The following is an 11,661-nucleotide window of genomic DNA, read 5'->3' as shown; positions in this document are numbered from 1 at the left end:
GCCGTGACAGGCCCCCGCACCCCACCTGCCCCCGCGGATGCCCACCCAGCGGACGGTGTGATCCGCCGACGCCGGGCAGACCTATCCTGGGGACGTCGGACAGCGCGGTCCGCACCCCGCCCGCATCAGACGTGCCAACCCGTCGCCCGCCGCCACCCTTCCACGAGCCGCGGTGCGACGCCCCTCCTAGATCACTGCAAGGAGCCGCACCTGTGAGCAGTGCCGACAACACCGCTGCCGAGACCGCACCCACCGAGCGCCCCGAAGCCGGCACCAGCGACAACATCGCCCTGCGTGCCGACATCCGCCGCCTCGGTGACCTCCTCGGCGAAACCCTCGTGCGACAGGAGGGACAGGAGCTGCTCGACCTCGTCGAGCAGGTACGCGCCCTGACCCGCTCCGACGGCGAAGCCGCGGCCCGCCTCCTGGGCGACACCGACCTGGCCACCGCCGCCAAGCTGGTCCGCGCCTTCTCCACGTACTTCCACCTCGCCAACGTCACCGAGCAGGTCCACCGCGGCCGCGAGCTGCGCGCCCGACGCGCCGCCGAGGGCGGCATCCTCGCCCGCACCGCCGACATGCTCAAGGACGCCGACCCCGAGCACCTGCGCGAAACCGCGGCCAACCTCGGCGTCCGCCCCGTCTTCACCGCACACCCCACCGAGGCCGCCCGGCGCTCCGTCCTCACCAAGCTCCGCAAGGTCGCCGAGCTGCTGGACCGCACGGACACCACCGAGCGCCGCCGCGTCGACCTCCGCCTCGCCGAGAACATCGACCTCATCTGGCAGACGGACGAGCTGCGGGTGGCCCGCCCCGAGCCGACCGACGAGGCCCGCAACGCCATCTACTACCTCGATGAGCTGGGACGCGGCGCGGTCGGCGACGTCCTCGAAGACCTCGCCGCCGAGCTGGAGCGCGCCGGCACCGAGCTGCCCGCCGGCACCCGCCCGCTCACCTTCGGCACCTGGATCGGCGGCGACCGCGACGGCAACCCCAACGTCACCCCCCAGGTGACCTGGGACGTCCTGATCCTCCAGCACGAGCACGGCATCACCGACGCCCTGGAGCACATCGACGAGCTGCGCGGCGCGCTGTCCAACTCCATCCGCAACTGCGGAGCCACCGACGAGCTCCTCGCCTCGCTCAACCGCGACCTCGAACTCCTCCCGGAGATCAGCCCGCGCTACAAGCGGCTCAACAGCGAAGAGCCCTACCGCCTCAAGGCGACCTGCATCCGGCAAAAGCTCGTCAACACCCGTGACCGCCTCGCCGCCGACACCCCCCACGTCCCCGGCCGCGACTACCTCGGCACCGCGGAACTCCTCGACGACCTCGCCCTCATCCAGAGCTCGCTGCGCGAACACCGCGGCGGCCTGGTCGCCCACGGCCAGCTGGAACGCACGATCCGCACGATCGCCGCCTTCGGCCTCCAGCTCGCCACCATGGACATCCGCGAGCACGCCGACGCCCACCACCACGCGCTCGGCCAGCTCTTCGACCGCCTCGGCGAAGAATCCTGGCGCTATGTGGACATGCCGCGCGAGTACCGCCGCAAGCTCCTCGCCAAGGAACTGCGCTCCCGCCGCCCCCTCGCCCCCACCCCGCCGCCGCTCGACGAGGCCGGCGCCAAGACCCTCGGCGTCTTCCGCACCATCCTCGACGCCAAGCGGACCTTCGGCCCCGAGGTCATCGAGTCCTACATCATCTCGATGTGCCAGGGCTCCGACGACGTCCTCGCCGCCACCGTCCTCGCCCGCGAGGCCGGCCTGATCGACCTGCACGCCGGCTGGGCCAAGATCGGCATCGTCCCGCTCCTGGAGACCACCGACGAGCTCAAGATCGCCGACCAGCTGCTGGACGAAATGCTCGCCGACCCCTCGTACCGGCGCCTGGTCGCCCTGCGCGGCGACGTCCAGGAAGTCATGCTCGGCTACTCGGACTCCTCCAAGTTCGGCGGCATCACCACCTCCCAGTGGGAGATCCACCGCGCCCAGCGCCTGCTGCGCGACGTCGCCCACCGGCACGGCGTACGACTGCGCCTCTTCCACGGCCGCGGCGGCACCGTCGGCCGAGGCGGCGGCCCCTCCCACGACGCGATCCTCGCCCAGCCCTACGGGACGCTGGAAGGCGAGATCAAGGTCACCGAGCAGGGCGAAGTCATCTCCGACAAGTACCTGGTGCCGTCGCTGGCACGGGAGAACCTGGAGCTGACCGTCGCCGCCACGCTCCAGGCGTCCGCCCTGCACACCGCGCCCCGGCAGTCCGACGAAGCCCTCGCCCGCTGGGACGCGGCCATGGAAACCGTCTCCGAAGCCGCCCACGGCTCCTACCGGCGCCTGGTCGAAGACCCCGACCTGCCCGCCTACTTCTTCGCCTCCACCCCCGTGGACCAGCTCGCCGAGCTCCACCTGGGCTCACGCCCCTCCCGCCGCCCCGACTCCGGCGCCGGCCTCGACGGACTGCGCGCCATCCCGTGGGTCTTCGGCTGGACCCAGTCCCGCCAGATCGTCCCCGGCTGGTTCGGCGTCGGCACGGGCCTGAAGGCCGCCCGCGAGGCCGGACTCGACACCGTCCTCGACGAGATGCACGAGCACTGGCACTTCTTCCGCAACTTCCTGTCCAACGTCGAAATGACGCTGGCCAAGACCGACCTGCGGATCGCCCAGCACTACGTCGACACCCTCGTCCCCGACCACCTCAAGCACGTCTTCGACGTCATCAAGGCCGAGCACGAGCTCACCGTCGCCGAGGTCCTGCGCATCACCGGAGAGACCGAACTCCTCGACTCCAACCCGGTCCTCAAGCAGACCTTCCACATCCGCGACGCCTACCTCGACCCGATCTCCTACCTCCAGGTCTCGCTGCTGCACCGCCAGCGCACCGCCGCCGAACGGAGCGAGGAGCCGGATCGGGTACTGGCCCGCGCCCTGCTGCTCACCGTCAACGGAGTCGCCGCCGGACTGCGCAACACCGGCTGACCCACCCCCGCCACACGACAGCGGCCCGCCCCCTCACCAAAGAGGAGGCGGGCCGCCGCCGTACAGGCCCTACAACGCGGCAAACGCCGCCCCGAGCAACACCGCCCCCAACAACCCCATCACCCACGCCGTACGCCGCAACCGCATCCCCCCGGCCACCACCAACGCCGCCAGCAACAACGACCCGGCAAACGGCACCCACGCATGCAAGATCCCGGCCGGCCCCGTCCGCACCGCATGCGCCGTACCCGGCTTGATCGTCACCTCGACCCGCGCACCCTTGTCCGGCGCCGCAGCCTGCGCAATGGTCACCTTCGCCCGCCGCCGGCCCTCCCCCTCCGTCGGCACATACGGCCCCGTGCACCGCTCCGCCGCACACGCCGACACCGTCATCATCCCGCGCTCCCGCGCCTTGACGAGCATCGCGTACTGCGCCGTGTTCCACGACGTCCACACCCCCGCGACCAGCAGGAGCAACGCCAGCAGACCCATCAACCCGGTCCTGGCGACAAGCAGCACCCCATAGGCGCTCTCACCGACCCGCCGGGAACGACTGCGTCTGACCGAACTGGTGCGCGCACTGCTTCTGGGCATGGCGGCGATCCTTGGCCATCCACCAGCACCCGGTCAACCTCGGACAACGGTTCGTCAGAGCCTGACCCCCGCTGTCCCATTCACGTGTTGTACGTACTCTGCGCCCGTTCCAAACCATCCACGATCAACGTCTCCACGGCATCCGCAGCACGATCCACGAAATAATCCAGCTCCCGGCGCTCCGCCGAAGAAAAATCCTTCAGCACAAAATCCGCCACCTGCATACGACCCGGCGGACGCCCGATCCCGAACCGCACCCGGTGATACTCCGCACCCAACGACTTCGTGATCGACTTCAAACCGTTGTGACCGTTGTCGCCACCACCCAACTTCAACCGCAACGCACCGAAATCAATGTCCAACTCATCATGAATCGCAATGATGTTGGCCACCGGCACCTTGTAGAAATCCCGCAACGCCGTCGTCGGCCCACCCGACAGATTCATGAACGACAACGGCTTCGCCACCACCACCCGGCGACTCCCCAGCCCCGGCGGACCGATCCGCCCCTCCACCACCTGCGCCCGCGCCTTGTGCGCCTTGAAACGGCCACCCATCCGCTCCGCCAGCAGATCAGCCACCATGAACCCCACATTGTGGCGATTGCCCGCATACTCCGGACCCGGATTACCCAACCCCACAACCAGCCACGGATCAGCGTCCGCCATCTCAGCCACTCCCACATCCGCCGGCAACACCCACCGGCCCCGACCACAATTTGCCCATGAAACAGCCCAACCGCCACCCCGCACCCAAAGGCGCGCGGCAGCGGTTGGACAAAGCGCCAAGAGCCGTCTCAGCGAAAACGCCAAGAACCGTCCCGGCAAAAGCGACTCAGGCCTGGGCCTCTTCGCCCGCCTCGGCGGCCTCCTCGGCCGGAGCCTCCGCCTGCGCCGCGACGACCTGCAGCACCACAGCGTCCGCGTCAACGGCCAGCGACGAACCCGCCGGCAGCGTGATGTCCTTGGCCAGCACCGAAGAACCGGCGTCCAGACCCGCGATGGAGACGGTCACCGACTCCGGGATGTGGGTGGCCTCGGCCTCGACCGGCAGGGTGTTGAGGATGTGCTCCAGCAGGTTGCCGCCCGGGGCCAGCTCGCCCTCGGTCTGGATCGGCAGCTCGACGGTGACCTTCTCGCCCTTCTTCACGGCCAGGAAGTCCACGTGGACCAGGAAGCCACGGATCGCCTCACGCTGCACGGCCTTCGGGATGACCAGCGCGCTCTTGCCGTCAACGTCCAGCCGGAGCAGCACGTTCGGGGTCTTCAGAGCCATCATCAGCGCGTGGCTGTCGATCGCGACGTGCTGCGGCTCGGCACCGTGACCGTAGATGACGCCCGGAACCTTCTTCTCGCGGCGGGTCTGGCGGGCAGCGCCCTTACCGAAGTTGGTACGAACCTCAGCGGCAAGCTTGACCTCAGCCATGACTGCACTCCTCGTATCTCAGAAACATCTGGTGGGCGTTACCCGGCCCACGACAGACCTGCTACGAAGAGCGCGTCGATAACGGACCGCCGTACCTCACAAAGAGGACGGCCTCCCTCGCCGAGCAACTCCACGAGTCTACCCGGCCGGGAGGCCGCCCCAAAGTCGATCTCCGATTACGAGATCAGGCTCACTGCTCCTCGAAGAGGCTCGTCACCGAACCGTCCTCGAACACCTCACGGATCGCCCGCGCAATCGTCGGCGCCATCGACAGCACCGTGATCTTGTCCAGCTCCAGCTCGCCCGGCGTCGGCAGCGTATTCGTAAAGACGAACTCACTCACCTTGGAGTTCTTCAGACGATCCGCCGCCGGACCCGACAGAATGCCGTGCGTGGCCGTCACGATGACATCCGCCGCACCATTGGCGAACAGCGCATCCGCCGCCGCACAGATCGTGCCACCGGTGTCGATCATGTCGTCGACCAGGACACACACCCGGTCCTGCACATCGCCGACGACCTCATGGACGGTGACCTGATTCGCCACGTCCTTGTCGCGCCGCTTGTGCACAATCGCAAGAGGAGCATCCAGACGGTCACACCAACGGTCCGCCACACGCACCCGGCCCGCATCCGGTGAGACCACGGTCAGCTTGTCGCGGTCCACCTTCGCACCCACATAGTCCGCCAGGATCGGCAGCGCAAAGAGGTGGTCCACCGGGCCGTCGAAGAAGCCCTGAATCTGGTCCGTGTGCAGATCCACCGTGACAATACGGTCCGCACCCGCCGTCTTGAGCAGATCGGCGATCAGCCGGGCCGAAATCGGCTCCCGGCCACGGTGCTTCTTGTCCTGACGGGCATAGCCGTAGGAAGGGATCACCACAGTGATGCTCCGGGCCGAAGCCCGCTTGAGAGCATCAATCATGATGAGCTGCTCCATGATCCACTTATTGATCGGAGCCGTGTGGCTCTGAATCAAAAAGCAGTCCGCACCACGCGCCGACTCCTGATAGCGCACATAGATCTCACCGTTGGCGAAGTCAAAAGCCTTCGTCGGGACCAGGCCCACACCCAGCTGATCCGCGACCTCCTCCGCCAGCTCGGGGTGGGCGCGGCCGGAGAAGAGCATCAGCTTCTTCTCGCCGGTCGTCTTGATCCCGGTCACAGCAAATCTCCTCGAATCACAGTTTGCCTGCGCTTATCACGGTACGCCCCGCACGGCGCACCCCTTGCACGATCACCGCTCGCCCTCGGACTCCTGGCGAGCAGCCGCAGCGGCCTGCGCGGCGGCACTTCCAGGCCGCTTACGCGCGACCCAACCCTCGATATTCCGCTGCTGGCCACGCGCGACCGCCAGCGAACCCGGGGGCACATCCTTGGTGATGACCGAGCCGGCAGCCGTATAAGCGCCATCCCCGACCGTGACAGGAGCCACAAACATGTTGTCCGACCCCGTCTTGCAATGCGAACCGACCGTGGTGTGGTGCTTCGCCTCACCGTCGTAGTTCACAAAGACACTCGCCGCGCCGATATTGGTGAACTCACCAATCGTCGCATCCCCCACGTAAGAAAGATGCGGCACCTTCGTGCCCTCACCGATCGACGCGTTCTTCATCTCCACATACGTACCGGCCTTCGCACGAGGACCAAGATCCGTCCCCGGACGCAGATACGCGTAAGGACCGACACTCGCGCCCTCACCAATACGCGCACCCTCGGCCACCGTGAACGACGCCACCGCACCCGCACCCACCGACGTATCCGCCAGCCGCGAATGCGGACCCACCTCGGCACCCGTGCCGATATGCGTCGAACCAAGAAGCTGCGTACCCGGATGCACCGTCGCGTCCTGCTCGAACGACACCGACACATCCAGCCACGTCGACGCCGGATCCACGATCGTCACACCGGCCAGCATCGCCCGCTCCAGCAACCGCTCGTTCAGCAGCCGTCGCGCCTCCGCCAGCTGCACCCGGTTGTTGATCCCGAGGATCTCCCGGTGATCGGCAGCCACCGCGGCACCGACCCGATGCCCGGCCTCCCGCACGATCCCCAGCACATCGGTGAGGTACTCCTCACCCTGACTGTTGTCCGTACGCACCTTGCCCAGCGCGTCCACGAGCAGCCGCGCGTCGAAGGCGAAGACCCCCGAGTTGATCTCCCGGATCGCACGCTGGGAGTCGCTGGCGTCCTTGTGCTCGACGATCGCGGTCACCGCACCGGTGCCCGCCTCCCGCACGATGCGACCGTAGCCGGTGGAGTCCGGGACCTCCGCCGAAAGAACGGTCACGGCGTTACCGTCCGCCGCGTGCGTGGCACTGAGCTGCTCAAGGGTCTCGCCGGTCAGCAGCGGGGTGTCACCACAGACCACGATCACGGTGCCGTCGAGGGCGACACCGCTGTTGGTCAGCTCGTCCAGAGCCGTACGGACGGCGTGGCCGGTGCCCTTCTGCTCGTGCTGCACCACGGTGCGCACGGCCGGGTCGACCTCGGAAAGATGGGCCTGCACCTGCTCACGGGCATGGCCGACGACCACGATGAGATTCTCGGGGTCCAGCTCACGGGAGGCGGCGACGACATGTCCGACGAGGGAGCGGCCGCAGATGGCGTGCAGGACCTTTGGGGTCGCCGACTTCATGCGGGTTCCCTCACCCGCTGCGAGAACGACGACGGCTGCCGGGCGGTTGGCGCTCACGGGGATGCCCTTCGGCTTCTTGGCTACTTCGGGTGGTGGTCATCCGAAGGATACCGGTGCGTATTGCACCCGAAACGCGCGCGGGTCCTGACCGTGCGGTCAGGACCCGAACTTTGCTTGCTCCCCCGAGAGGACTCGAACCTCTAATGGTCGGACCAAAACCGACAGTGTTGCCCATTACACCACGGGGGACGGTAAAGCCACCTAAAGCGGACATCCCATCAGTCTGGCCGCTCGGCTCCCAACACTATGCCGTACCACCAGCCTTCGATGCGACGGTATAGGTCCGCGCTTTGCGTGACTCTGATCGAGAGGCACCCTCGGTAACTTTCGCCGACGTTCTTGCGCGCAGTCTTGGGGTTGTGCTTCTTGAGCGTGGTCTTGCCCAGGTCCGAACGGTCGATGCCGACCAGATCCGCCCAGAATCGCTCGGCGGCGCCTACGTCAGCGGACTCGTGGATGTGCACGTGGAAGCGCAGTCGCTCTGGCTTCACGCCCAGCAGGCGGAGCCATCTGAGATAGATCCGGATCATGTCGGGGTCGCTGTTGATGAAGACTGCGCGTTCGCTGAGCCGGTACGGCTTGCTCTTGCTGCCCTCCGACCAGTACAGCCCGACGCCGACCAGGAGCAGTTCCCGGTCGGTGAGCTCGCCGATTTCGGCGGTCGCGATGCGCTTCGTCTCCTGGCGCTCCTCCTCCCGTCGCTTGAGCGTCGCCTCCCAGCCGCGTCGGGCGATGGCGGACGCCTCCTCGCGTGTGCGGGGGGCCGGCTTCGGCAGATCGCGTACCCACAGCGAGATCGAGCTCTTCGAGCAGCCCAGTTCGACCTGGATCTCGTCGTAGGTCATGCCCTGCAGGCGCAGCTCGCGTGCCTTCGCCCGTAGGTCGTCCTTGGCGTTCGGCCGGCGGGTCCAGTCCGGGGCCGGTACGCCTTCCAGGAGGCGGTTGAGGATGTCGTTGTTGTGGACATGGAGGCGGTCGCGGATCTGGCGGCGGCTGAGGCCGGCATGGCGCAGGGTGACGGCTTGGGGGCGTAACGATTCGTAGTCGGGGTGGTTCCGGCGGGTGTGCGTCATGGGAACAGGGTGTCGGGTACGTGTGTGCGGAAAGGGGGAAAATGTGGTCGATTCAACAGTTCGAGGGATAACCGGCGGTAAGGGCTCGTAATGGGCCTGACCTGTGCCCGGGAACTCGCCGGGGGAACGGGGGCGGGCCGCCCGTAGGCTGGACGGTATGACCGCGACGGGGGCAAGTGAAGGTGTGGGCGCGCGGGGTGCGCCGGTGAGTGGGCCGTGGTGGTGGGCCCGGCGGCGCAGTGCCGTGCTGGATGTGTTTCTGGCGGCGGCTTCGGCGGCGGAGTGCGCGTTCGAGGGTGTGCTGTTCGCGCAGGATGCGCAGCTGCCCGAGCTGCTCGGGATGCTGCTCGGCCTGTTGGTGGGGCCGGTGCTGTTGGTGCGCCGGCGGTGGCCCGTGGTGGTTGTGCTGGTCTCGATAGCGGTGATGCCCGCGGAGATGGGCGGGCTGCTGAGTGTGGTGGGGCTGTACACGCTTGCCGCGTCGGATGTGCCGCGTCGGATCACGGCGCTGTTGGCGTCGATGACCGTGGTGGGGACGTTGGTGACGACGTTCCTCAGCATGCGGCAGGACGTGGCGGCGCAGGAGGACTTCAATCCGCCGATGTGGTTCGTGCCGACGATGTCGCTTGCGCTGGGGCTGGTGCTGACGGCGCCGCCGGTGCTGTGGGGTTTGTACATCGGGGCGCGGCGGCGGCTGGTGGAGAGCTTGCGGGAGCGGGCGGACGGTCTGGAGCGTGAGCTGTCGTTGCTGGCGGACCGGGCCGAGGAGCGGGCGGAGTGGGCCCGTAACGAGGAGCGGACGCGGATTGCCCGGGAGATGCACGATGTGGTGGCGCACCGGGTGAGTCTGATGGTGGTGCATGCCGCGGCGTTGCAGGCGGTGGCGTTGAAGGATCCGGAGAAGGCGTCGAAGAACGCGGGTCTGGTCGGGGACATGGGGCGTCAGGCGCTGACGGAGTTGCGCGAGATGTTGGGGGTGCTGCGTACGGCCGAGGGTTCGGCGGTGCGTGGTGGTGCGGGGTCGGATGCGCCGGAGCGGTTGGCGGCGGTGGCTTCGCAGGTGGGGGCGAAGGCGCAGGTGTCGGCGTCGGCGGAGCGGGCTTCTGTGCGGTCGCCGTCCGATGAGGGTGCCGGTGCCGGGGTGTCGTCGTCGGCGTCGTCGGTGTCGGCGGCCGGTGCGGGGGAGTCGGATGCCGAGGGGCCGTGTCTGGCGGAGCTGGGGGATCTGGTGGGGCAGTCCCGGGCGGCGGGGATGGTCGTCGAGTTGTCGGTGGAGGGTGTCGGTGTCGTGGGGCGCCGGTATGCGGCGCGGGTGGAGCGGACGGTGTACCGGGTGGTTCAGGAAGCGCTGACGAATGTGCACAAGCATGCGCCGGGTGCGCGGGCGCGGGTGCGGCTGGCGCATCGGGACGGCGAGGTGGCGGTGCAGGTGGAGAACGGGCCGTGTGAGGGCGGTGCGGCGGATGCGGGGCTGCCGAGCGGTGGGAACGGTCTGGTGGGGATGCGGGAGCGGGTGACGGCGCTGGGGGGTGTGTTTGTTTCCGGCCCTACGGAGGCGGGTGGTTTTCGGGTGTCGGCCGTGGTGCCGGCGTCGCATGTCGCCGGGTGACGTCGCCGTACCGCCGAGTGGTCAGCCCTGGGGTGTGAGGCCCAGGCGGGTGGGCCGGGTGCCGAGGACGAGGGTGTTCAGGGCGGTGTCGATGGTGGGGCCGAGGTACCAGTCGCCTGTGTGGTCGAGGCTGTAGATGCGGCCTTCGGTGTCGATGGCGAGGGTGGCCTGGGCGCAGGTGGTGCCGTCGGGGGCGGTGAGTTCTTCGCGGCCGAGGGGGGCGACGTCGGTTTCCAGGGCGCGGCCGAGGTCGCCGAGGGTGCGGGCGAGGTGGAGGCCGTGCAGGGGGTCGATGACGAAGGGGGCGGGGGCGAGGTGGCGGCCGGGGCCGGGGCCGGCGATGCGCAGGCCGCCGAATTCGGCCCAGGCTTCGACGGCGGCGGGGAAGACGGTGTGGCGGTGGCCTGCGGGGGAGGTGTGGGCGCGGAGGGTGTCGGCCCAGTGTTCGGCCTGCTTTATGTCCCAGCGGCCGGGTTGCCATCCTGCTTCGTGGAGGGCGATGTCGACGGCGGCGGGGAAGCGGGTGGAGTCGGTGCGGTCGTGGATGGGGGTGCGGGGGCCGGGGGTGGTGGGCGGCATGGTGGCGGTCAGCTTCCTGTGGGCGTCGCGCCGATGGGCATGACGCCGAAGTGGGCGAGGAGTGCGTCGCAGGAGCGGCAGGGCGGGGCGTAGCTGCCGTGCTGGGGGTCGCCGTCCTCGCGGATGTGGCGGGCGGTGATTTTGGAGTGTTTCAGGGAGCGGCGGGCTTCGCCGTTGGTGAGGGGTTTGCGGGAGGCGCGTTTGCCGCGGTTGTTTTCGACGGCGGTGAGGTGGCGGGAGAGCAGGACGGCTTCGGGGCAGCGGCCGGTGAAGCGTTCGCGTTGTCCGGTGGCGAGGGTGTCGAGGAAGTCCTGGACGAGGGGGTGCAGGGCGGGGGGCTGTTCCGCCTTGCTTGCGGTGCAGGTGAGGGTTTGTCCGCGTACGGACAAGGCGGCGCCGATGGTGGGGAGGATGCCGTCGCGCCGGTGGTGCAGAACGGGCGCGCGTTCGTCGTCGGCGGTGCCGCTCCAGCCGATGCGTGGATCGCCGGTGGCGGAGCTGTGGTGGCGTGCAGTGGTGCTCATGGTGGTGCTTTCCCTCCCTGCAATCCACCCCGGTTGCGAGGTCAGCCTGCCAAATGTGCTGGGTGTTGCGGTAGTCGGGCGCACTGTCGGTGATCTCACTGGGAGCTGACGGGGTGTTGGTCGGTGGGGTAACGGGGCTGGTGGGCGGGGTGGTGCGCGGGGGGCTCGGGGGTGGTGGGCC

The 11,661-nt window shown here is 68.5% G+C and carries 10 protein-coding genes and 1 tRNA gene; 2 read left to right on the top strand and 9 right to left on the bottom strand.

What is annotated here, in order from left to right:
- Window positions 1-212: 212 nt before the first annotated feature.
- Window positions 213-2,978: a phosphoenolpyruvate carboxylase gene (gene ppc, locus DY245_RS20680; RefSeq protein ID WP_128508734.1), complete on the top strand. Its 2,766-nt coding sequence runs from the start codon at window positions 213-215 to the stop codon at window positions 2,976-2,978.
- A gap of 69 nt (window positions 2,979-3,047) precedes the next feature.
- On the opposite strand, the gene DY245_RS20675 is transcribed toward ppc, so the two are convergent.
- From DY245_RS20675 to DY245_RS20645, 7 genes are all read right to left on the bottom strand, one after another.
- Window positions 3,048-3,572: a hypothetical protein gene (locus DY245_RS20675; protein WP_128508733.1), complete on the bottom strand. Its 525-nt coding sequence runs from the start codon at window positions 3,570-3,572 to the stop codon at window positions 3,048-3,050.
- A gap of 80 nt (window positions 3,573-3,652) precedes the next feature.
- Window positions 3,653-4,240, bottom strand: a complete 588-nt coding sequence (pth, locus tag DY245_RS20670; RefSeq protein WP_128508732.1) for an aminoacyl-tRNA hydrolase — start codon at window positions 4,238-4,240, stop codon at window positions 3,653-3,655.
- A 166-nt stretch (window positions 4,241-4,406) separates the two neighbouring features.
- Window positions 4,407-4,997, bottom strand: a complete 591-nt coding sequence (locus DY245_RS20665; protein WP_128508731.1) for a 50S ribosomal protein L25/general stress protein Ctc — start codon at window positions 4,995-4,997, stop codon at window positions 4,407-4,409.
- A gap of 190 nt (window positions 4,998-5,187) precedes the next feature.
- The gene (locus tag DY245_RS20660) at window positions 5,188-6,162 is read right to left on the bottom strand and encodes a ribose-phosphate diphosphokinase (RefSeq protein WP_128508730.1); all 975 of its coding nucleotides are present in this window, start codon (window positions 6,160-6,162) and stop codon (window positions 5,188-5,190) included.
- A gap of 72 nt (window positions 6,163-6,234) precedes the next feature.
- Window positions 6,235-7,692, bottom strand: a complete 1,458-nt coding sequence (gene glmU / locus DY245_RS20655; protein ID WP_128508729.1) for a bifunctional UDP-N-acetylglucosamine diphosphorylase/glucosamine-1-phosphate N-acetyltransferase GlmU — start codon at window positions 7,690-7,692, stop codon at window positions 6,235-6,237.
- 120 nt (window positions 7,693-7,812) lie between these two features.
- Window positions 7,813-7,884, bottom strand: a tRNA-Gln gene (locus DY245_RS20650).
- Between the two features lie 29 nt (window positions 7,885-7,913).
- Entirely contained in the window at window positions 7,914-8,768 is an 855-nt protein-coding gene (locus tag DY245_RS20645) for a hypothetical protein (RefSeq protein WP_128508728.1), read from the bottom strand.
- Window positions 8,769-8,925: 157 nt separating this feature from the next.
- On the opposite strand from DY245_RS20645, the gene DY245_RS20640 reads away from it, so the two are divergent.
- Window positions 8,926-10,377: a sensor histidine kinase gene (locus tag DY245_RS20640; protein ID WP_128508727.1), complete on the top strand. Its 1,452-nt coding sequence runs from the start codon at window positions 8,926-8,928 to the stop codon at window positions 10,375-10,377.
- Window positions 10,378-10,398: 21 nt separating this feature from the next.
- Here DY245_RS20640 and DY245_RS20635 read toward each other — a convergent pair whose 3' ends face one another.
- The gene (locus DY245_RS20635; RefSeq protein ID WP_128508726.1) at window positions 10,399-10,956 is read right to left on the bottom strand and encodes an SUKH-3 domain-containing protein; all 558 of its coding nucleotides are present in this window, start codon (window positions 10,954-10,956) and stop codon (window positions 10,399-10,401) included.
- Window positions 10,957-10,964: 8 nt separating this feature from the next.
- A complete protein-coding gene (locus DY245_RS20630) occupies window positions 10,965-11,480 on the bottom strand; it encodes a YwqJ-related putative deaminase (protein ID WP_128508725.1) in 516 nt (171 codons plus the stop codon).
- Window positions 11,481-11,661: the final 181 nt, after the last annotated feature.

This window comes from Streptomyces inhibens, from assembly GCF_003389455.1.
In the GTDB taxonomy this organism is placed as follows: domain Bacteria; phylum Actinomycetota; class Actinomycetes; order Streptomycetales; family Streptomycetaceae; genus Streptomyces; species Streptomyces inhibens.
The sequence above is the reverse complement of the archived record's forward strand: the minus strand, read 5'-3'. Positions and strand labels throughout refer to the sequence as shown.